The following is a 19,903-nucleotide window of genomic DNA, read 5'->3' as shown; positions in this document are numbered from 1 at the left end:
ACCATTCCAAGACCCAGCATACAGGAGGCGCTTTTTTCTTTCAAAGCTCAAATTTCTTCATTACAGGAATGGCTCCTCGTGGAAAAGTCAGGATTTTTAGGATAGCAGGCCGTCTTTGTCCTTGCAAGCAAAAAAGAGAAGATTCTTCCCGCAAGAAGAACCTTCCCTGATAAATCCACCTGCTGTCACGCGGGGCTTCCCTTCACGCCAGCCAGGTGAAATCTATCCGCTCTTTGAAAAATCGTCGCCTACTCGTTTGCGACTATGACTTCCACTTCGTTTTTTTCCAGCGCCTCTGCCATCTCCCGCCCAGGCTGGCGGTCTGTCACGATCATGTCGATTCGCTCCAGGCTGGCTACGCGGTACAGCATGCTCTTCCCGAACTTGGTATGGTCGGCGAGAATGATGACCTGATCGGCCCGCTGAATCATTTCCCGAATGAGATAGCCGTGATCTTCATTCGTCGAGACGAGGCCGCTCGTCGTGAGTCCACATGCGCCAACCAGCACCTTGTCTACATGGTAATCCGCCAAGTTTTCAATGGTACGGGTGCCGTGCACGCACTGATCCTCCGGGTTGACGTCCCCGCCGAGCAGCTTCACAAGCACGCCATCCTTGCGCGCCACACTGGCGGCTGTCGCGAGCGAGTTCGTGATGATGACATGGTCTTTCGTCTGCAGCGATTCTACCGTCAGTTGCACGGTCGTCGACGCGTCGAGCAGCAAATAATCGCCGTCTTTTATCAGGCGGGCTGCTGCCTGCGCAATCCGGCGCTTGCCCGACAGGTCGAGCTGCATCCGCTCCTGATGCGAATAGCTTTTTTTGCTCAAGCTGGGCAAAATCGCTCCGCCGCGCGTGCGCAAAATCTCGCCCTGCTCCTCCAGCTTGACGATGTCACGCCTCGCTGTGTCGCGGGAGACGGAGAACTTTTCCACGACCTCCTGCACGCTGATGCGCTGATGCTCTTGCAAATACTGCAAGATCGCGGCCAAACGTTCCTCTTGGTACATCACGATTTCACTCCATCCTCAGCCTTTCTCCTTCATTGTAAGTCATTTGCACATTTTAAGCAATATATGTAAGTATTAATAAGTAATGATAAGCGAAATGAGCGCACAAAAAAAGCAAGGTGATTGCTCACCTCACTTTTTACGCAGCAAAGCTTACTTTGCCACTTTCACACCTTTGTAGTGACCGCAGCTTGGGCAAACACGATGCGCAAGCTTGTATTCGCTGCAATTATCGCATTTGATCATGCCTGGAATCTCTAATTTGAAGTGCGTACGACGCATTCTTTTACGGGTTTTGGAAGTTCTCCGTTGAGGTACTGCCATCTTCCTTACACCTCCTTCAACTGACAAATGCTAAGATGCTCTATTGGGTGGATAGTATAGGCAAAATGCTTATGCCATCCTTCAAAAATGAGACGCTGCATCCGAAGACCGGCGCCTCACCTTGAAAACGGTAGAATACTACTTGCTGTCCTTGAAAAAGTCCGCCAACCCGGCCAAGCGCGGGTCGATCCGCTCATTCTTGCAGCTACATGCCACTTCGTTGCGGTTCACTCCGCAAGTCGGGCACAATCCTTTGCAGTCTTCCTCGCACAACGGGAAGGTCGGCATCGCAAGCAAAAAGTCCTCTTGCAACAGAGCGGTCAGCTCGATTTCGTCGCCCTCCAGCGGCAGGATATCGCTGTCTTCGTCCTCGCCCAGCACCGGATCATCCGCTAGTGCAAAGGTTTCGGAGAAGTCGACTGCTGCGTGATGGGTAAAAGGATTCAGGCACCGGGCGCACACAAAATCGACATCCGCCTTCATGCTGCCTTTTACATAGTAGAGATTGCCGAGCTGTACAGCCTCGCCCTCTGCGTTCACAGGCGTAATCCCGCGAATTTCCTGATGGCGATTTTTCAGCTCCGCTGCGTCGAGCGTCAACTGAAACGGCAATGGCTCTCCTTTTCGGTGTTCCAACTCTGCTAACTTAATGTTCATAGCACTTCACCTCATGCACAACAAGGATGATTATAGCCCGTGCAAAAAGCTTTGTCAACCATTTTTCCTTGACAGCTTGTTTGCTCAGGAAGATTTCGGTTTTCGTCCATCCAGATACGCAATGGCATCCGCAACATTTTTGACAGGAACGATCTGCATGGAGGTTCCGATCCGTTTGGCGGTAGCCAGGGCTTCCTGATAATTGGAGGTTGCATCAGGCGTATCCTGAGGCGCGAAGAAAATCTCCGCCCCCGCCTTGTCGGCTGCGATGACCTTGTGATTGATCCCGCCGATTCGGCCTACTGTCCCATCCAATGAAATGGTGCCTGTACCGGCAATTTTATAGCCTTTTGTCAAATCTTTCGCCGTATCGAGCTGATCCAAAATTTCCAGCGCCATCATCAGTCCGGCAGACGGGCCGCCAATGCCCTGCGACGCGATGGTCACTTTTTTCGGTATGACGATCTGCTGCTTGTTGTCAGGACGCACTCCGATCCCGACGGACTTTGACTCCGGCAGTGGTACCAAGGTTACCACCGTTTTGGCTTCTTGTCCATCTCTCGTGTATGTAATTTCCACCTGATCGCCGGCCTTTTTGCTTGCGAGAGCTTGCAGCAGGTCTTTGGCTTCGGCGGTGCGAACGCCGTCGACAGCCGTGATGATGTCGCCGATCTTCAGCACTTTTTTGGCAGGCAGGCCGTCCAGCGTCCCCATCACCCAGACGCCTTCCTTCTCGACCTTCACCTCGTAGCCTGCCAGGCGGAAAGCTACGGCCTCGGCGATCTTTTGCGAATTGTCCATCACCGCCTGCTCGCGGCGGACGAAGTCTTCGTTGTCCTCGCCTTTGCTTACGACCAGCTCCTTTGGCATCAATTCCGCATCGGGAGACAGGTTGGCGTAGACGTACCAGGCCAGATTGGCCTCGCCCATCCGCACGGTGGTGAGCATGAACGCGCCTGTCTCGTCCTTTTTGCCGCCCTCCACATCAATCATCGGCCCCAGCTCAATCGCCGAACCTGGCCGGGTCACGTAGTAATTTGTCGGGATAAAAAAAGAAAGTCCTACCAGTGCAACGATCAAGGCAAGAACCCAGCTAAAGCCTCTGCCCGCTCTTGATCTGCGTCTTTGTCCATAAAGCTGTTCCTCGCTCATCCGCTTTCCTCCCAGTTCGCAATCAGTTGCTGGATGCGCTCTGCCTGTGCTGCACCCTCGCGTTCGCCCAGCTCGATAATTTCCTCCACGCCAGAGTAGGCGATACTGCTATAGTGTCCAACATCCGGGCGGATTACGATGTCTGCCGCGATGATCCGATGGCGCAAAATTTCTCGTTCCATGACATCGATCGTCTGCGCGATGACATCAAAAATGCTGCTCACTTTCATCGGCGTATCGACCTGCGCGACGTCGACGGCAATGACGATGTCTGCTCCCATGTCTTTTAACACCGTCACCGGCACGCGGTCGATGACTCCTCCGTCGACGAGAAGCCGCCCGCCTACCTTTTCCGGAACGAAAATGCCCGGAATGGAAATGCTCGCCCTGACCGCCTGATCGATCGGCCCTTCGCGAAAAACGACCCGCTCGCCCGATTCGATATCTGTCGCCACGATCGCCAGTGGCTTTTGCAGCTCCTCCATCCGCTTGCCGTGGGTGAGCAGTTTAATCAGTTGCTTGATTTTTTCTCCCGCCACAAAACCCATGCTCGGTACAGTCAAGTCAAGCCAGTGCTTGCGCTTGAGGTTTTGCGCCAGTTTTCCCATCATGTGCGGCTCGATCCCGTTCGCATACACCGCCGCGATCAAACTTCCCATGCTGCTTCCCGCGAGCATGTCGATCTCTACACCGTGCGCTTCCAATGCTTTCAAGACGCCAATGTGCGCAAAACCGCGGGCTCCGCCTGAGCCTAGCGCCACTCCCACGATTGGCTTTCGCTTCGCCGTCATGCAAACACCTCCTGTAACAGCCTATGTGGCCACTCCCCGTTCCTTTCACACTGGAAAGACACAAGCTCACGCATAGATCATCCCGCTGCCACGTAGACATGTACTATGATCTTTTCGTCGACACAGGAGGATTCCATGTCACGCCACTCACCGATTTTCACCCTGTTGCTTGCCCTCTCGACTGTCGCGCTCGTCCTGACTTTGGTGATTTATTCGCAAATTTCGTTTGAAGCTGCCGTCCGCGGACTCAAAATCTGGTGGGAAGTCGTCTTTCCCTCTACCCTCCCGTTTATCGTCCTCTCCGAAGTATTGATGGGACTGGGCGTGGTCCACTTTGTCGGCGTGCTGCTCGAACCGTTGATGCGCCCTTTGTTCAACGTCCCCGGCACAGGCGGCTTCGTGCTCGCCATGGGCTTTTCCTCGGGGTATCCGGTGGCCGCCAAGCTGACGACCCGCTTGCGCCAGCAGGGCAGCGTGTCGAAAGCCGAAGGAGAGCGGCTCGTATCGTTTACGACGACGGGCGATCCGCTGTTTGTCATGGGAGCGGTCGCCATCGGCTTTTTTCACAGCGAACAAATGGGGATCGTCCTGGCCTTGACCCACTATTTGTCGGCAATCATCATGGGGCTTGTTTCCCGCTTCCACGCTCCGTTTGCCGCCGTCTCGAAGCCATTGGAAAAAACGAGCCTGCCGCTGCCGCTTCGGGCGCTGCAAGCGATGCACCGCGCGCGAATCCGCGACGGGCGGCCGTTCGGCAAGCTGATGGGCGATGCCGTGCAGTCCGCGCTGAACACGCTGTTCATGATCGGCGGCTTTATCATCGTCTTTTCCGTCTTGATCCAACTGTTTGCCGCCATTCACCTGACGCAGATGATTAGCACGCTGCTCGCCATCTTTCTCGGCCCCTTCGGCTTTCCGCCTGCCTTTTCCCAGGCGATCGTCGCCGGGCTGTTCGAGGTCACGCTGGGCGCGCAAGCAGCCAGCGTCGTACCTGACGGCGTCTCCATGGTCTGGAAGGCGGCCATCGCCAGCGCCGTGCTTTCCTGGGGCGGCCTGAGCGTCCATGCGCAAGTGGCGAGCATTCTCAGCGAAACCGATATTCGCGTAGCGCCTTATTTCATCGCCCGTGCCCTGCACGCCGTGTTGGCGGCGATTTTGACGTTTGTCTTCTGGCAGCCGCTGGTCAAGGTCAGTACGTGGTTTCTGGAAAAAAGCGTTCCCGTCTTCATGCCGACCACAGCGGGAATCCCCGTTACGAGTTGGTGGGAGACGATCGCTTTTTCCGGCACGCTCGCAGTCGGCGTAGCTGTCCTGCTGTTTGCGATCAGCTTGCTGGCCCGCTATGTTCAAAGCGGCAAGACGAGATAAACGGCTTCTTTCCCGTTTACAACTGGGCCATTTTTCGCTTGAGCGCCTCTTCGACGGCTGACGGCACGAGATCGGCAACACTCGCCTTGTATCTCGCCACTTCCTTCACGATGCTGGAGCTTAAATACGAGTACTGGTTGCTGGTCATCATGAAAAACGTCTCGATCTGGTCGTCGAGCTTCTTGTTGATCGAGGCAACCTGCATCTCGTATTCAAAGTCGGAGACGGCGCGCAGACCGCGAATGATGACTTTGGCTCCGCGCCTGTTCATGTAGTCGATCAACAGACCGTCAAACGAGTCGATCTCCACATTGTCCATGTCCGCTGTCACCTGGCGAAGCATCTCGACGCGCTCGTCCACGCTGAACAGGGAATTTTTTTTGGAATTAATCAAAACGGCTACGATTACTTTGTCAAACACCTTGGCCCCCCGACTGATAATATCGAGATGTCCGTAGGTCACAGGGTCAAAGCTTCCCGAGCAAACGGCGATCGCCATTTTGTTTCCTCCTTTTCGTGTGCTGGTGCTTACGCTTCCTTTTGCGGATCGTAATAATACAAGGTGACAGCCGTATCACCGTAGGTCGCTTGCCGATCCTTGACGCAATCGCCGATCGCATCGGGAAAAGCGTCTTTGCTGTCGTGCTCCGCCACGATCCAGGCGCCTTCTGCGAGCAGGCCGAGCGCTTGCAGTTGCTCGATCTCTTCCACGATTCGTTGCTTCGCGTACGGAGGGTCGAGAAAAACGAGCTCGAACGGCTGGGCGCGCTTGGCCAACTGCCGGATCGCCCGCTCCGCATCCATGCGGTAAAGCTCGGCGTACTCGTCCAGTCGGCAGGCGCTGACATTTTGCTTGACGACGGCGAACGCTTTTGCATCCCGCTCAACAAAGACAGCCTTGTCCGCTCCCCGGCTCAGCGCCTCGATGCCCAGGCTGCCTGTTCCGGCGTACAAATCCAATGCCCAGCCCCCGTCAAAATACGGGCCGATCATGTTAAAAATCGATTCCTTAACCTTGTCGGTCGTCGGCCGCGTCCCGCTACCTGGGACGGCGGCCAGTTTTCTACCTCTGTGTTCTCCCGCGATGACGCGCATAATGATTTCACCTGTTCAAAGAAGTTATAAGGGATAAAAGCTGATATCATACTATCACAACTGCCTACCCCCGTAAAATTGGCAACTGGAAAATTTATGGCGGATTGCGCGTATAGAATGCACAAAGATTGGAAAACATGATGGATAGCGACGCAACGGTGTCGCTGACAACCGCGGAGAAGACTTACGTTTCCCCATAAGCTCTTCCTCCGGTTTCTCCTCTCCCATAATTGAAAGGCAGTTCACTTTGGCGCACGGCGTGTCTGATAGGAGCATTCCGTGCCGACGCTCCCCGCGCGGGAGGAGTTGAACCGCTGCCCCATCGTCTTTTGGCGAGGGGGTATTTTTTTGCCCGCAGGGGGAGCATACTACTTGCACCTATTCCAAAAGGGGGAATCGACATGGCAGAAAAACAACCGTCCGCGCAAAAGCTGAAAGCGTCCAAGGCCCAGTCCATTGCCGACCGTACCGGAACAGGCGTCGAGCAAGCGCGGGAAATGCAGTCGCGCGCGGACCAGTCCGACATTATCAAGCACGGCCAATAACGCGAACACAAGCTAAAAAAGCCAGTCGCTACATCTGAACTGCACCCGATTGTTAGATACACCTAACAGTTGGAGGTGCAGTTTTTTTGTCTACGTTTACAGTTCTTCGCTATTTCCATGCCGGCTGGCGACGATGACAATGTTTCCCCGCCTGCATTTCCCTCGCGGCATCCGCTTGTCGGCTACAAACAATAAACAAAAACAGTCCGTACTGGAGGAATCATATGCACACCGTCTGGAAAGGCTCAATCAGCTTCGGCCTGGTCAATATACCCGTCCGCATGTTTACGGCAACAGAGGAACGGGACATTCGCTTTCGCCAACTGCACAAGGAATGCAACACCCCGATCAAATACGCCAAAATGTGCCCGCATTGCCAGCGGGAAGTGGAACCGAGCGAAATCGTCCGCGGGTACGAGTACGAAAAAGGCCATTTTGTCATGATTAACGACGAAGACCTGGAGGCGATCACGCCCGAGACGCGCCGCGCCATTGAAATTCTCGACTTCGTGGACTTGTCGGAGATCGACCCGGTTTACTTTGACAAAAGCTACTTCCTGTCTCCGCAAGATACGGGAGAAAAGGCGTATGCGCTGCTGCGCGCCGCCATGGAGCAGACCGGAAAGATCGCCGTCGCCCAGGTGACGATGCGCAATCGGCAAAGTCTCGCCGTCATTCGGCTGTACGAGCATTGCATCATGCTGGAAACGATTTTTTACCCGGACGAGGTGCGCCCGGTCAGTCAAGTGCCCGCCTTGCCGGAGGCTACTGTCCCGCTCGCGGAAAACGAACTGAAAATGGCGACAGAGCTGATCGGCAACATGACCGTTCCGTTCGATCCCGCCAAGTACACCGACGAATACCGCGTCGAGTTGCAAAAAATGATCGAGAAAAAGCTGGAGGGCCAGGAGATCGCCACCGCTCCGACGGTTGCGCGCACGAATGTGATCGACCTGATGCAAGCTTTGAAGGAAAGCCTGGCCTCGACAGCAGGCACTACGGGCAGTCCCGTGAAGCTTGCGCCGGAGCCTGCCCCGGCAGCCGCGAAGCCGAAAGCAGGGCGCAAACGGGCCGCTTCTGCGGAGAAAGCGGACAAGACAGCCTCCCCTGCCAAAGAAGCGGTGGGGAAATCGAGTCCCGGTCCGACCTCGACAACGAAAACGCTTCGCCGCAAAAAAGCCACTCCTGTGTAAAGCGGCGTTGGAACAGTTGGTGGTGCGGTGCGAAGCCATAAGCAGAACACTTGGCTTGCGCGCAGCCATTGGCGACGCCTTAGCCTTACCGGATAACGTCTGCGCAAAAAAACCTGCCCCATTTGCGGACAGGTTTTTGCTTATCTTTTTGCGAGCTGTTGTTCCGGTTCGATATGAATGTGAACCGTATTGATTTTGTGCACACGTTTCATCCGTTCTTCGATATTTTCGGTGATGGTGTGGCTTTCTACTACGTTCAACTGCGGATCGACGTGGATCACGACGTCAACGAGCACGCTGCTGCCGTGATAACGCGCCTTGATGTCGCTGATCGCTTTCACCCCGGAAATGGAGAAGATCGTCTCCTTCAGCTCCTCCAGTTGCCCTTCATCGAAGCCATCTGTTAAGCGATGCGTCGCCTCCCGGAAAATATCCCACGCCGTCTTCAGGATAATCACCCCGACCACGAGCGCTGCTAGCGGGTCGAGCCAATGCAGTTGGAACTGCGCGCCCGCCACTCCGACAAACGTCCCGATGCTGACGAAGGCATCCGAGCGGTTGTCGGCAGCGGCCGCGAGCAACGCCTGGCTGTTCGTTTTCACGGCGAGTTGGTGATTGTACCGATAGACCCCGAGCATAATGACCGCAGTCGCCAGCGCCGTCCAGCCTGCCAACAAGTCGGGAGCAGTGTGGTTTGTATCAAACAGCGTCGGAATCGCTCCGGTAATGACCTCCAGCCCGACAAACAGCATGATGAGCGACGCGACCAGGGCAGAGATCGTCTCCGCGCGAAAATGGCCGTACGGATGGTCGCGATCCGGCGGCTTGCGGGCAATGCGCAGCCCGATCAGCACGGCAATCGACGCCACCACGTCCGTCGAGTTGTTCAGCCCGTCCGCCATTAACGCTGCCGAGCCTGTCAGCACCGCAACCCCTATTTTTAACGCCGAGCAGAAAATATAGGCGATAATGCTGACCCACGCGCCCCGCTCTCCTTGCTTCAGATCCGAATATACATCCACACTCCATCACCTCAAAAAATCTCAATCGCCCTATTCGCCCAAAGCCTTAGAACAGAACGTATAAAAGCAGTTTCTCGTTTTTTCGAATTTCATCGTACCAGACGCAATTCGTGTGGGTCTACAGAAACAGTTTTAGTCCGATTCATGAGTATAGAGGGGGGGAAAATGTGTTGCCCTGTGGCAATTTTTGTTGGAAACTTTTTCTTGCCAAGCACGGCTGTTCTCCGGTATCCTAATCTTGCAACGACAACCAAAAACAAGCACGGGAGCTTGGAAATCACCAGGCTGAGAGGATGGTACTGTGCCATCGACCGTTGAACCTGAACTGGGTAATGCCAGCGGAGGAATGTCCATATGACAGATTAGCGACGCGTATCTTTTTTTCGGATACCCGTCTCTTCTCTACTCTCGCGTCTGGCGTCGCATGTTCCCATGCGGCGTTTTTTCGCGACGGGCCTCTTTCGCCTCCCTACAAGGTTCGCGCTTTCGTGCAACCAAGCCAAGGAGGTTTTTTTATGTCATCCATTTCATCTTTTCCCGGAAGCCGCAAAGTATACGAGGTAGGCAGCCGCCCCGACATTCGCGTGCCGATGCGCGAAATTGCGCTATCGCCTACCGAGGGGCTGTACGGCACCACGCCAAACCCGCCGTTGCGCGTGTACGACACAAGCGGCGAATACACGGCCGAAGGTTATGTCGCCGACATCAACAAAGGGCTGCCGCTCGTGCGCCAGCGCTGGATCGAGGAGCGCGACGATACGGAGAGCTATGCCGGCCGCGAGCCAAAGCCTGTGGACGACGGAATCCGCAACGCCGACAGCGCAGGGAAGATGCCCGCTTTCCCGCGCGAAGGCTATCAGCCGAGACGGGCGAAGCCAGGCAAGACGGTCACCCAGCTTCACTACGCCCGCCGTCACATCATCACGCCGGAGATGGAGTACATCGCCATCCGCGAAGGCGTCACGCCGGAGTTCGTCCGGGCTGAGGTGGCGGCAGGCCGCGCGATCATTCCCGCCAATATCAATCATCCGGAAGCGGAGCCGATGATTATCGGCCGGAATTTTCACGTCAAGGTCAACGCCAACATCGGCACTTCTGCCGTCAGCTCCTCAATGGAAGAAGAAGTCGAAAAAATGATCTGGTCGGTGCGCTGGGGCGCGGACACGATCATGGACTTGTCGACCGGAAAGCACATCCACACGACGCGCGAGTGGATCATCCGCAACAGCCCGGTGCCTGTCGGAACCGTACCGATTTACCAGGCGCTTGAAAAAGTGAACGGCAAAGCGGAGGATTTGACCTGGGAAGTCTACCGGGACACGCTGATTGAACAGGCAGAGCAAGGCGTCGATTATTTCACCATTCACGCCGGCGTCCTGCTCCGCTACATTCCGCTGACCGCGAAGCGCGTGACCGGAATCGTCTCGCGCGGCGGCTCCATTCTGGCTGCGTGGTGTCTCGCCCATCACGAGGAAAACTTTTTGTACACGCATTTCGAAGAGATTTGCGAGATTCTCAAGGCGTATGACATCAGCGTGTCGCTTGGAGACGGCTTGCGCCCCGGCTCGATTGCAGATGCGAATGACGAGGCCCAGTTTGCCGAACTAGAGACACTCGGCGAGCTGACGAAAATCGCCTGGAAGCACGACGTGCAGGTGATGATTGAAGGACCCGGCCACGTCCCGATGCACCTCATTCGCGAAAACATGGACAAACAACTAGCGATTTGCCACGAGGCGCCTTTTTATACGCTCGGGCCGTTGACGACAGACATCGCGCCCGGCTACGACCACATCACCTCGGCGATTGGTGCCGCGATGATCGGCTGGTTTGGCACCGCGATGCTCTGCTACGTCACGCCCAAGGAGCATCTCGGCCTGCCGAACAAGGAAGACGTGCGCAACGGTCTCATCGCCTATAAAATCGCCGCTCATGCAGCGGATTTGGCCAAAGGCCACCCGCGAGCAAAACAGCGCGACGACGCTTTGTCCAAAGCCCGCTTCGAGTTTCGCTGGAACGACCAGTTCAACCTGTCGCTCGACCCCGAGCGCGCCCGCGAATACCACGATGAGACGCTGCCTGCCGAAGCAGCGAAGTCCGCGCATTTTTGCTCGATGTGCGGCCCGAAATTTTGCAGCATGAAAATCTCGCACGACATCCGCCACCAGGCCCAGGAGCAGGAGCGGATCGAGCCTGCCGCCATCGCAGCGGGCCTGCAAGAAAAAGCCCGCGAATTTCGCGAGCAAGGAAGTCAACTGTACAAATAAGCGCCCGGAGGTGGCAGACGATTGAATGATGTGTTGCAATTGCGAAAAGAGATCGCGCGCCTGGAGGTTGACCTTGAACGTCTGAAGCGCCAACTGGCCCATTTGCAAAAAGCGTGCGCGCATGAGTTCGTCGAGACCCCCCTCGCCCGCACCTGCGCCAAATGCTTGCAAACGGAAAGCCTCTATTATTAGACAGCTTCCTGCCACACCTAGGAAAGTTGGCTGCGCCAATGGCTCGGCCCCAGCCTTAATTGCCCCTTGTACTGGATAAGCAGCTTATGCACAAAAAAGACCGCCATCCTCGACAGTGGGATGGCGGTCTTTTCACCTGCTCGCTTCAGCCTGAGACTTTGACTTGCAAAGGAAGCCCTTCCTTATAATACAGCTCGGGCGACAGCAGGATAAAGAAAATATGGACGTTCTGGAAACCTTGCTTTTGCAAAATCCGGTTCATCGTGCTGGCGATCTGGTCGTGCTGCTTTTGCTCCCGGGGAAACATCATGATTTCAAGCGACAACGGACTGTTCGTCAACTGCTCGACCAGAAGCAGCTCCAGCTTGACTTTTTCCTGGCTCACTTCCGCGATGCGGGCAAACTCTTCTATAATAAGGGGCGATACCGATTGCAGCTTTTCTTTTTCAAAGCCTTTAAAGCGAAGAAACGGCAAGTCAATTCCTTCTTTCCGGAACAGGCGGCCAGCAACAGCAACGCACGCCGAAGCTGTTCCCAAAATCATTACCTCAGTAATTATAAACTACAGTCTATTTCTGGATCAACGAAAAAAGAATGAAGAAAAGTGAAGGCGAGCAACTTGGTTGCCCCTATACTTACTAAGAATCTTATCCATTCTTCTCTGTACAAAAAAAGGACTATATCCAGAAATGACTTTCTCCTTGCGCACTTGTGGTGGACGTACCACGATAGGAGGTCAAAAGTCTGTCAGATATAGCCCATCCATACTGTTTCCAACGCGTTTCAAATCATGCATGATGTTTCGTGAACTGCTTCCTAGTATAACGCAAATACAATACTTAATCAATAAAGAAGTTTCTTAAAATTCAATCAAAACTCTCTGTCCTGACCCGTGCATAGACGATCGCGAATGGTGACACCGTACAAATGGCAGACACCAAGCACATACGGGAGGCTACCATGAAGCTAACGCCGATTATTCCTTTCGAGCCGACGACGACGGATGACATCGCGGATGGCCCCGACTGGATTGCGCAAGTCAAATGGGATGGGATCAGGCTGTTGACGTACTACGACGGCAACTCGGTCAAGCTGTACAATCGCAAGGCTAACGAGCGGACTTTGCACTACCCGGAAATCGCCGCAATCTCCGACTACTGCCGGGCGCAGTCCGTCATTCTCGACGGCGAGGTCGTTGCACTTGGTGCAGATGGCAAGCCTTCTTTTTACGAGGTCATGCGCAGGGACGGTCTGCGACGGATGGAAAAAATCGCAGCCGTAAAGCGTCAGGTCCCCATCTTCTACATGATTTTTGACGTCCTGTACGCAGACGGCGAATGGGTCACGGCCTGTCCGCTGGCAGAGCGCCAGCGCCTGTTGCAAAAGCTCATCTCCCCGACGCCCACGGTGCAGCTCGTCGACAATTTTACGAGTGGCCGGGAGTTGTTTCAGACGATCGAGCAGCAAGGGATGGAAGGCGTCATCATCAAAGATTTGACCAGCACGTATGCCATCGCCGGAAAAGATGCGCGCTGGCAAAAGAAAAAAAACTACCGGGATTTGATCGCGGTGGTAGGCGGAGTGACGATGCGGGATCAGACGGTCAATTCCTTGCTGCTCGGGCTTTACGACGCCAAGGGCGCTCTCTGGTATATCGGCCATGCCGGAACCGGAAAGCTGACCCACAGCGATTGGCGCAGCTTGACCGAAACGATTCAGCCGTTGATCCAGGCTGACATGCCTTTTCATAACAAGCCGGAGCGCATCAACGGCACCATCTGGCTAAAGCCGCAGCTCACAGCCAAAATTCAGTACGCAGAGTGGGCAGACGGGCACTCCTTGCGCCAGCCGAGCATCCAGGGCTTCGTCGACTCCCCTGCCCGCCAGTGCACATTCGAAGCGTAAACCGCAGCACCAGCATACAGGCGGGCAAAACGACGGGCCTTACTGCCGAAAACTGCCTTGCTGCTTGGGCCGCCCCAGCCTTTGCTTGCCGTGGTTGAGGGCCTGCATTTCTCCGTAGCTGGTCAACACCCCGATCACCAGGAACACGATGTAGGCGATGGCCGTCGCGATCCCTGCCGCCGGAGATTTGTCCCCCAGCAGATCCCCGACCAAGATCGTCAGGAAACAGCCTGCAATGCTGAATACTCCCCCCCACACCATCATCCGGTAAAAGCGGTGCAGCTTCGTGCCTCGCGGAATCAGAGCCTGGCCTTCTTCCCGTTTTTTCCGGCGGGCGACGATAAACAGAAACAGGAGCAGCGGCACCTGAAAAAGCACGACAAGCAGCGGAAAGCTGTAGCTGATGAACTGGTTGATATCCGACACCTTGGGAAAGGCGAGCAGCGAGGTCACCACCATGAAGCAGCCGGTGGGCGCGTTGTACGTGTTGTAGTGCAACTGTCCGCCAAACGATCCTACGCCCACGAGGAAGGCCAGATAGGCGACGATGACTTTAATGCTGAACGCAGGAAACCACAAGCTGAACAAAATCATTTCCACCCGGTCGAGAAAGTCCGTCAGGTGAATTTGCTGCACGAGAATGTAGATCGGAAAATTGAGTCGGCCCGCAATGACGTAGCCCATCACCCCAAGGAGAATCAGCACCGTAAGCGTGGTCGTGAAGCAGGCGATCATGATTCCGTGCTTCATGGCGGTAAACAGGAGACGCGGCTCGCTGCTGGCGTGCAAAAAAGCGCCAAACAGCAAAATGTCTCCGTAAACGCCGATCGGCAGCAGGTTGCTTATCGTAATCCGATCCAGGCTCGTGCTCAAAATCGGCTCCAGCCGCTCGATGCTGTACTCGTTCATCAAAAGAAAGTAGAGCAGCAGGCACATGATGAAGTAGGCGGGAAAAAAAATTTCGTTGACCCTCGCCGCCACCTCCAGGCTCGTTTTGCCGTAGTACATCAACAGAAGAACGAACACAAGCAGGATGATTTCCAAGGGCGTCTCCGGCAAGAGGGAGATATGCAAAAAGTCGGCAGCCCCTTTTATATCGAGGGCGAGGATCACCCAAATATAAAACAGGATCAAGCAGTTGATAAAGCCGCCGAACCATTTGCCGCAGATGATGAACATGATCTCGAACAAGTTTTTCCCCGGGTAGGCGCGCACAAGCTCCGACAATACATAGGCGACGAGCAAGGCATAGCAAGCCGGAAGAATTTGCGAGAACCACGAATCCATCTTGGCGACCTGCACAACCGACCGCAAAAAGCTTACCATCATCCCTGTCATCAGCAGACTTCCGACCAGCCAGGCGATTTGCCGATGATTGACGACTTGCTTGTGTATCATGCGCTCCCTCCTCTACAGGATCTGGTCGATCCACATTTTCACCCGTGGCGTGAGGATGTTCAAAAAAAAGTCGGTTGGTATCATCCTGGTATGCTGAAATTGGATCGCGTACAATCCGAGCACGGAAAGGGCGTAAATCGTATAAATGACGATTTGCTGCCTTCGCTGCATCTGCTTGCGCTTGAAGAAAAAATCGAAAAAGGAAAACACCAGCATCAGGATTAACAAACATAAAAACAATCTATTCATTCTCGCGGTCTTCCTTTGTGATGTTTTTCGTCGTTTGCCCGATATCTTCGACGGCCACCTTGGAACGGATCGTGAACGTAATTTCCGGCAGTTCTTCACTCCAACGGTCCCGGTACGTTTCCCGCCACTCCCGGGGGAATTGTCTGGCCATAATAAGGCCCATTCCAATTGTGTCCGTCCGATACTTTTGCATTAACTGCAACGTGTTCTTCACGCTGACCTCGACCTCTTTTTTGAGCATGTCCTCGATCATCGCAATGTTCTTTTTATGCTCCAGATCCAGATTCGTCATGTTCTCCACTATCACACTTGTCGCGTGCACCATAATGTCGTAATGGACCCGCCCTTTTTTCAAAACAGGCTTGAGATCGGCCTTTCCTTTTGAAAAGTAGAAGGTCAGCCGGCCTTTGTCGCCAAGCGAGAGCACGACAGAGAACGGCATGAAGTTGCGCTGAAACCAGCGAAGACCTTTGATCGATTCGGCCTTGGACACATACACGAGCTTGTCACCGCGAAACAGGCCGATCCCCGTAAACTCGACTTCCTTCGACTTGCCTTTGGGATGCGAGTCAACGGGAGCCAGCACCGGGAGAAACGCATCAATCCCGGGTGTAGTGAGCATCTGTGCAACGTCTTTGAGCGATACGGGAATCGCCTCCATTTTCACCAACTCGCGCATCGCCTCCCCGGAAAAGCGTTCGAACTGCGGCTGGGCATTCAACAGCTCGATCCCTTTGCCTTTGGTCATGACGAGATAAGCGGTCAGCCGATTTTCGGGAAAACGGGCCACGATGTCCAATACGTCGCTCATCCCCTCCTTGGCCAGTTGCTCGCCGATGACAATCATCCGGTGGTGGGAATAGTACAGCTCGCGAGACATGCGCGACTGGATCATGCTGTTCGCTTCCCTGATCGTCTTGCCGACGGCTGAGTCCACATAGTACGTCTTGTCTCCGCTCGTCCCGCCTCCCCCGCCAGACGTGGAGCCGAGACTGCTGACCAGCGGAACCTGCACGGACAAGCGATAATGGCCGTTTGGCTCCTTGTCCATCGCCATTGCAATCACGATCGCCATATCGTTTACTTCCCGCCGATCCCAGCAGCCTGACACCACCAGCATTCCCATCAGCAACACGACAATCGGAGTGAGACGTTTCACGCTTTGCCCTCCTCGTCTGAATTCCCGCGGCTCGTCGTTCCTGCGTGCCCTCCTCTTTGCTGCACCTGGTTGGCAAAGTTTGCGTTCATCCGCCTCGCATCTCGAATCCCGAGAAAGCTGGGCCGCTTTTCCATAAACGACCACGGCACCCGCACCAGAACATCCTTCAAGTCTCCAACGGACATCGGGGCAAGCGGAGACAGGTACGGGACGCCAAAGGAGCGCAAGTTAGCCATATGCCCCAAAATGAGCAGCACGCCTACCAAAATGCCGTAAATGCCGAGAATAGAGGCCGCAATCATCAGCGGGAAGCGCAGCATTCGCAGCGAAATGGCCGCATTGAAGTGCGGAATCGTAAAAGAGGCGATCCCGGTGAGCGACACGACAATGACCATCGGCGCGGAAACAATCCCGGCTTGCACGGCCGCCTGTCCGACGACGAGCGCCCCCAAAATACTGACGGCCTGCCCGACCGTTTTCGGGAGGCGAATCCCCGCTTCACGCAGCGCTTCAAAGGCAATTTCCATAATGAGCGCCTCCACGATCGCGGGAAAAGGAATCGACTCGCGAGCTGCGGCGACGCTCAAGAGCAAGGTCGTCGGCAGCATTTGCTGGTGGTACGTCGTAATCGCCACGTACAGCGCAGGCGTAACCAGCGCAATAATCAGAAACAAATAGCGCAGCCAGCGGAGCAGCGTCGTCATCTGGAAGCGCTCGAAGTAGTCCTCGCTCGCCTGCATCAGCATCCAAAACGTGGCGGGAGCGATCAGCACCATCGGCGTGCCATCGACAAAAATAGCGACGCGCCCTTCCAAGATCGAAGCCGCCACCGTGTCCGGCCGCTCGGAATACATGAGCTGGGGAAAGGGCGAATAGACGTTGTCCTGAATCAGCTCTTCGATGTAGCCGCTCTCCAAAATGGCGTCGATGTCGATGTTGCTGATGCGTTGGGAAACCTCTTCCACGACTTGCGGGTCCGCGATGCCTTCCAAAAACGCGACCACGATGTTTGTATTCGTCTCTCTCCCCACGACTAGCGACTTCATTTTCAACCGGGGCGTGCGCAATTTGCGCCGCAGCATCGACGTGTTCGTGCGGATGTTTTCAATGAAGCCTTCCCGCGGCCCGCGCACGACGGCTTCTCCCTCCGGCTCGTTGACCGAGCGCTTTTCCGCACCGCGGATGCCCAGCGTGAGTGCCTCGACATTTCCGTCGACCATAATGCCGGTATCGCCGGACAGCACAGCCTGCAAAAGCTGCTTGTAATCGTTCACCCGCGCGATTTGCGAGACGGGCAGCAGCGCTTCTTCGATTACTTCGATGTCGTCATCGCCCTTTTCCATCACCATGAGCGATTTCAGCGCCTGGTTCACTTCGGCGGTATCAATCAAGCCGTCTACAAAAATCGCGGCCGCACGCGCACTGTGTTTTAGCCTAAACTCGCGGATGACAAAATCCGAGCAATCCGAGAACAGCTTTTTCAACACTTCTACGTTGTCATCCAAATCCGGAAAAAGCGCAATGCCTTCCATCTCAAGCAAGCTGCACGTATCAATCGTCTCCAGCAATTTTTCGATTCTGCTTTTTTTCCTGAACTCCATCTCATCACCAGCCACTGGAAAGCTAACGGTATTATGGGTGATTTGCTGGAAAGATATGCAGTCCGCCCGTGGGCTGCATATCCGTTTCGCGAACGGGAGAAAGTAGGAGCACATCTACCGCCCAAAGGAAGGTGCCATCGTGGCGAATGCAACCAAAGAATACGAGCTGACTATCGGCGGTCATGCCATCAGCATTACGAACCCGTACAAGCCGCTCTGGCCGGAAGCGAATGTGACCAAGCTAGATTATTTGCGTTACCTCCTGACGGTGGCGCCGCATCTCTTGCGCTATGCCAAAGACCGGCTGTTAACCGTGATCCGCTATCCGCACGGCATCCACGACAAACATTTTTATCAAAAAAACATTCCCGAGTACGCCCCGTCCTGGATTCAGACGCACACGTGGGAAAACGTCCGCTATGTGCTGTGCAACGATGAAGCCACCCTCATGTGGATGGCCAATCAGGCGGCGCTGGAATGGCACGTTTCCTTTCATCTCGCGGCCGACGAGACGCCGACCGAGCTGGTGTTCGACCTCGATCCGTCCACGGAAGACTTTGCTGTCGTGATCGAGGCTGCGCTGCTCGTCAAGGAGCTGTTGGACGAGTTGAGGCTGCCCGCCTTTGTCAAGACTTCAGGAGCAAGCGGCCTGCAGGTGTACGTCCCGATCGAGCTACGCTATACGTTCGAGCAGACGAGACAGGTCGGGCAGTTTATCGCTTCGTATCTGGTCAACAAGCACCCTTCCTTTTTGACCATCGAGCGCATGGTGAAAAATCGCGGGGACAAGCTGTACATCGACTACTTGCAGCACTGGCGCGGCAAAACCCTTCCCGCTCCTTATTCGACGCGGGCCAAAAAAGGGGCGACCGTCTCCGCCCCGTTATTATGGGAGGAAGTGCCCAAGTCTCATCCCAGCGACTACACCGTACACACCGTTCCGCCACGCCTGAAAGAGAAGGGAGACTTGTTCGCCGCCGTCTCCCGCCCGACCACAAGAGCCTCCCTCGACCCGATCCTCGACTTTTTGCGCTTTCAGTAGGCGACCTATTGGAATCCCCCTGTCCAGGTATGCTATACTGTGCACAGACGTTTGAGGCAAGGAGGCATTTTCATGATTGATCCGATCGCGATTTCGCTCGGACCCCTTAAAATTCACTGGTACGGCATCATCATGGGGTTGGCTTTTTTTCTGGGGACTTACCTCGCGAGGTACAATTCCAAACGTTCCGGCATTGATCCCGATCACGTCCTGAACATGGTTGTGTTGATTATCCCGGCAGCGATTGTGTGTGCCCGCTTGTATTATGTCGCATTCGAATGGGCGCAGTACAAAGACAATCCACTGGACATCTTCGCGGTCTGGAAAGGCGGCCTGGCGATCCACGGCGGGCTGATCGGGGGAGTTCTCGCGGGAACGTACTACATTCGCAAGCACAAGCTTCCCTTCCTTCGCCTGGCTGATGTGTTCATGCCCAGTGTCATCCTCGGTCAAGCCATCGGCCGTTGGGGAAATTTCATCAACCAGGAAGCACACGGCGATGTAGCCTCTGCGGAATTTATGGCGAAGTTTCCCGCTTTCATCCGCGACCAGATGTTTATCGGCGGACAGTATTATCATCCGACGTTTTTGTACGAATCGCTGTGGAACTTGCTCGTCTTCGGCATCCTGCTGTTCATGCTGTATCGGTTTAAAAAATTCGATGGGCAAGTTTTGTTCAGCTACATGATTCTTTATTCCATCGGCCGCTTTTTCATCGAAGGCATGCGTACAGACAGCCTGCTGATCGCAGACACGCTGCGGGTCGCACAGCTTGTCAGCCTGAGCCTGATCGCCCTCGGGGCCATTCTGATGCTGGTCTTCGCTCGCAAAAGCAAGCAGTCAGGCCATTCCCACAATTCAATGGAATAGCAATCGGGACAATCCTGTACAACCACTCTCGCCGCTTTGGCAGAGTGGTTTTTTGCAGTTCGC

General features: G+C 54.9%; 21 protein-coding genes and 1 riboswitch. Of the genes, 8 read left to right on the top strand and 13 right to left on the bottom strand.

Annotated features, from left to right (window positions below):
* Positions 1-248: 248 nt before the first annotated feature.
* The 5 genes from AC3WQH_RS15095 to AC3WQH_RS15075 form a co-directional block, all read right to left on the bottom strand.
* The gene (locus tag AC3WQH_RS15095; protein WP_005834353.1) at positions 249-1,010 is read right to left on the bottom strand and encodes a DeoR/GlpR family DNA-binding transcription regulator; all 762 of its coding nucleotides are present in this window, start codon (positions 1,008-1,010) and stop codon (positions 249-251) included.
* A 153-nt stretch (positions 1,011-1,163) separates the two neighbouring features.
* On the bottom strand, positions 1,164-1,334 hold the full coding sequence (gene rpmF / locus AC3WQH_RS15090) for a 50S ribosomal protein L32 (RefSeq protein WP_005834357.1): 171 nt from the start codon (positions 1,332-1,334) through the stop codon (positions 1,164-1,166).
* Positions 1,335-1,472: 138 nt separating this feature from the next.
* Positions 1,473-1,991: a YceD family protein gene (locus tag AC3WQH_RS15085; RefSeq protein ID WP_005834359.1), complete on the bottom strand. Its 519-nt coding sequence runs from the start codon at positions 1,989-1,991 to the stop codon at positions 1,473-1,475.
* An 84-nt stretch (positions 1,992-2,075) separates the two neighbouring features.
* Positions 2,076-3,143, bottom strand: coding sequence for a SepM family pheromone-processing serine protease (locus AC3WQH_RS15080; protein ID WP_026557333.1), 1,068 nt, complete (start codon positions 3,141-3,143; stop codon positions 2,076-2,078).
* Entirely contained in the window at positions 3,140-3,934 is a 795-nt protein-coding gene (locus tag AC3WQH_RS15075) for a patatin-like phospholipase family protein (protein ID WP_005834363.1), read from the bottom strand. The genes AC3WQH_RS15080 and AC3WQH_RS15075 overlap by 4 nt, the downstream gene beginning before the upstream one ends.
* A 135-nt stretch (positions 3,935-4,069) precedes the next feature.
* On the opposite strand from AC3WQH_RS15075, the gene ylbJ reads away from it, so the two are divergent.
* The gene (gene ylbJ, locus AC3WQH_RS15070; protein WP_007777707.1) at positions 4,070-5,302 is read left to right on the top strand and encodes a sporulation integral membrane protein YlbJ; all 1,233 of its coding nucleotides are present in this window, start codon (positions 4,070-4,072) and stop codon (positions 5,300-5,302) included.
* A 16-nt stretch (positions 5,303-5,318) separates the two neighbouring features.
* On the opposite strand, the gene coaD is transcribed toward ylbJ, so the two are convergent.
* Positions 5,319-5,801 (bottom strand): pantetheine-phosphate adenylyltransferase, encoded by a 483-nt coding sequence (gene coaD, locus AC3WQH_RS15065; RefSeq protein WP_429787661.1) that lies wholly within the window; start codon positions 5,799-5,801, stop codon positions 5,319-5,321.
* Positions 5,802-5,830: 29 nt separating this feature from the next.
* Positions 5,831-6,397: a 16S rRNA (guanine(966)-N(2))-methyltransferase RsmD gene (gene rsmD / locus AC3WQH_RS15060; RefSeq protein ID WP_005834371.1), complete on the bottom strand. Its 567-nt coding sequence runs from the start codon at positions 6,395-6,397 to the stop codon at positions 5,831-5,833.
* Positions 6,398-6,798: 401 nt separating this feature from the next.
* On the opposite strand from rsmD, the gene AC3WQH_RS15055 reads away from it, so the two are divergent.
* The gene (locus AC3WQH_RS15055; protein ID WP_005834373.1) at positions 6,799-6,942 is read left to right on the top strand and encodes a hypothetical protein; all 144 of its coding nucleotides are present in this window, start codon (positions 6,799-6,801) and stop codon (positions 6,940-6,942) included.
* 224 nt (positions 6,943-7,166) lie between these two features.
* Positions 7,167-8,135 carry a non-homologous end joining protein Ku gene (gene ku, locus AC3WQH_RS15050; RefSeq protein WP_007777704.1) on the top strand — a complete coding sequence of 323 codons (969 nt, stop codon included), beginning with the start codon at positions 7,167-7,169 and terminating at the stop codon, positions 8,133-8,135.
* Positions 8,136-8,275: 140 nt separating this feature from the next.
* Here the strand turns inward: ku and AC3WQH_RS15045 are convergent, their stop codons facing one another.
* Positions 8,276-9,157: a cation diffusion facilitator family transporter gene (locus tag AC3WQH_RS15045; protein ID WP_197186721.1), complete on the bottom strand. Its 882-nt coding sequence runs from the start codon at positions 9,155-9,157 to the stop codon at positions 8,276-8,278.
* 253 nt (positions 9,158-9,410) lie between these two features.
* Positions 9,411-9,521, top strand: a riboswitch (TPP riboswitch).
* 151 nt (positions 9,522-9,672) lie between these two features.
* Here AC3WQH_RS15045 and thiC point away from each other — a divergent pair.
* Positions 9,673-11,424 (top strand): phosphomethylpyrimidine synthase ThiC, encoded by a 1,752-nt coding sequence (thiC, locus tag AC3WQH_RS15040; RefSeq protein WP_005834379.1) that lies wholly within the window; start codon positions 9,673-9,675, stop codon positions 11,422-11,424.
* 21 nt (positions 11,425-11,445) lie between these two features.
* On the top strand, positions 11,446-11,616 hold the full coding sequence (locus AC3WQH_RS15035; RefSeq protein WP_165328988.1) for a hypothetical protein: 171 nt from the start codon (positions 11,446-11,448) through the stop codon (positions 11,614-11,616).
* 145 nt (positions 11,617-11,761) lie between these two features.
* Here AC3WQH_RS15035 and AC3WQH_RS15030 read toward each other — a convergent pair whose 3' ends face one another.
* The gene (locus tag AC3WQH_RS15030; protein ID WP_025846190.1) at positions 11,762-12,091 is read right to left on the bottom strand and encodes a DUF1904 family protein; all 330 of its coding nucleotides are present in this window, start codon (positions 12,089-12,091) and stop codon (positions 11,762-11,764) included.
* 485 nt (positions 12,092-12,576) lie between these two features.
* Here AC3WQH_RS15030 and AC3WQH_RS15025 point away from each other — a divergent pair, with 485 nt between their 5' ends.
* Positions 12,577-13,521, top strand: a complete 945-nt coding sequence (locus tag AC3WQH_RS15025) for an ATP-dependent DNA ligase (RefSeq protein WP_005834384.1) — start codon at positions 12,577-12,579, stop codon at positions 13,519-13,521.
* Positions 13,522-13,560: 39 nt separating this feature from the next.
* Here AC3WQH_RS15025 and AC3WQH_RS15020 read toward each other — a convergent pair whose 3' ends face one another.
* The 4 genes from AC3WQH_RS15020 to AC3WQH_RS15005 are packed head-to-tail and all read right to left on the bottom strand — an operon-like array spanning position 13,561 to position 17,928.
* Positions 13,561-14,919, bottom strand: a complete 1,359-nt coding sequence (locus AC3WQH_RS15020; RefSeq protein WP_492332121.1) for a GerAB/ArcD/ProY family transporter — start codon at positions 14,917-14,919, stop codon at positions 13,561-13,563.
* A 12-nt stretch (positions 14,920-14,931) separates the two neighbouring features.
* Complete coding sequence (locus tag AC3WQH_RS15015) at positions 14,932-15,168, bottom strand: hypothetical protein (RefSeq protein WP_007777696.1); 237 nt, start codon at positions 15,166-15,168, stop codon at positions 14,932-14,934.
* The gene (locus AC3WQH_RS15010) at positions 15,161-16,327 is read right to left on the bottom strand and encodes a Ger(x)C family spore germination protein (RefSeq protein ID WP_007777694.1); all 1,167 of its coding nucleotides are present in this window, start codon (positions 16,325-16,327) and stop codon (positions 15,161-15,163) included. The genes AC3WQH_RS15015 and AC3WQH_RS15010 overlap by 8 nt, the downstream gene beginning before the upstream one ends.
* Positions 16,324-17,928, bottom strand: coding sequence for a spore germination protein (locus AC3WQH_RS15005; protein WP_122952766.1), 1,605 nt, complete (start codon positions 17,926-17,928; stop codon positions 16,324-16,326). Before AC3WQH_RS15005 ends, AC3WQH_RS15010 begins: the two co-directional genes overlap by 4 nt.
* Before the next feature lie 139 nt (positions 17,929-18,067).
* On the opposite strand from AC3WQH_RS15005, the gene ligD reads away from it, so the two are divergent.
* Together ligD and lgt are read left to right on the top strand one after the other, a co-directional pair.
* On the top strand, positions 18,068-18,970 hold the full coding sequence (ligD, locus tag AC3WQH_RS15000) for a non-homologous end-joining DNA ligase (RefSeq protein WP_005836341.1): 903 nt from the start codon (positions 18,068-18,070) through the stop codon (positions 18,968-18,970).
* A 72-nt stretch (positions 18,971-19,042) separates the two neighbouring features.
* Positions 19,043-19,840, top strand: a complete 798-nt coding sequence (gene lgt, locus AC3WQH_RS14995; protein WP_005836343.1) for a prolipoprotein diacylglyceryl transferase — start codon at positions 19,043-19,045, stop codon at positions 19,838-19,840.
* Positions 19,841-19,903: the final 63 nt, after the last annotated feature.

The organism is Brevibacillus sp. FW301-21C12A, assembly GCF_058788915.1.
This window is presented reverse-complemented; position numbering and strand designations above follow the sequence as displayed.

Excerpts from the sequence above, each read along its gene's own strand:
- AC3WQH_RS15095 (WP_005834353.1), bottom strand. The coding sequence starts at position 1,010 with ATGTACCAAGAGGAACGTTTGGCCGCGATCTTGCAGTATTTGCAAGAG.
- rpmF (WP_005834357.1), bottom strand. The coding sequence starts at position 1,334 with ATGGCAGTACCTCAACGGAGAACTTCCAAAACCCGTAAAAGAATGCGT.
- AC3WQH_RS15085 (WP_005834359.1), bottom strand. The coding sequence starts at position 1,991 with ATGAACATTAAGTTAGCAGAGTTGGAACACCGAAAAGGAGAGCCATTG.
- AC3WQH_RS15080 (WP_026557333.1), bottom strand. The coding sequence starts at position 3,143 with ATGAGCGAGGAACAGCTTTATGGACAAAGACGCAGATCAAGAGCGGGC.
- AC3WQH_RS15075 (WP_005834363.1), bottom strand. The coding sequence starts at position 3,934 with ATGACGGCGAAGCGAAAGCCAATCGTGGGAGTGGCGCTAGGCTCAGGC.
- ylbJ (WP_007777707.1), top strand. The coding sequence starts at position 4,070 with ATGTCACGCCACTCACCGATTTTCACCCTGTTGCTTGCCCTCTCGACT.
- coaD (WP_429787661.1), bottom strand. The coding sequence starts at position 5,801 with ATGGCGATCGCCGTTTGCTCGGGAAGCTTTGACCCTGTGACCTACGGA.
- rsmD (WP_005834371.1), bottom strand. The coding sequence starts at position 6,397 with ATGCGCGTCATCGCGGGAGAACACAGAGGTAGAAAACTGGCCGCCGTC.
- AC3WQH_RS15055 (WP_005834373.1), top strand. The coding sequence starts at position 6,799 with ATGGCAGAAAAACAACCGTCCGCGCAAAAGCTGAAAGCGTCCAAGGCC.
- ku (WP_007777704.1), top strand. The coding sequence starts at position 7,167 with ATGCACACCGTCTGGAAAGGCTCAATCAGCTTCGGCCTGGTCAATATA.
- thiC (WP_005834379.1), top strand. The coding sequence starts at position 9,673 with ATGTCATCCATTTCATCTTTTCCCGGAAGCCGCAAAGTATACGAGGTA.
- AC3WQH_RS15025 (WP_005834384.1), top strand. The coding sequence starts at position 12,577 with ATGAAGCTAACGCCGATTATTCCTTTCGAGCCGACGACGACGGATGAC.
- AC3WQH_RS15020 (WP_492332121.1), bottom strand. The coding sequence starts at position 14,919 with ATGATACACAAGCAAGTCGTCAATCATCGGCAAATCGCCTGGCTGGTC.
- AC3WQH_RS15015 (WP_007777696.1), bottom strand. The coding sequence starts at position 15,168 with ATGAATAGATTGTTTTTATGTTTGTTAATCCTGATGCTGGTGTTTTCC.
- AC3WQH_RS15005 (WP_122952766.1), bottom strand. The coding sequence starts at position 17,928 with ATGGAGTTCAGGAAAAAAAGCAGAATCGAAAAATTGCTGGAGACGATT.
- lgt (WP_005836343.1), top strand. The coding sequence starts at position 19,043 with ATGATTGATCCGATCGCGATTTCGCTCGGACCCCTTAAAATTCACTGG.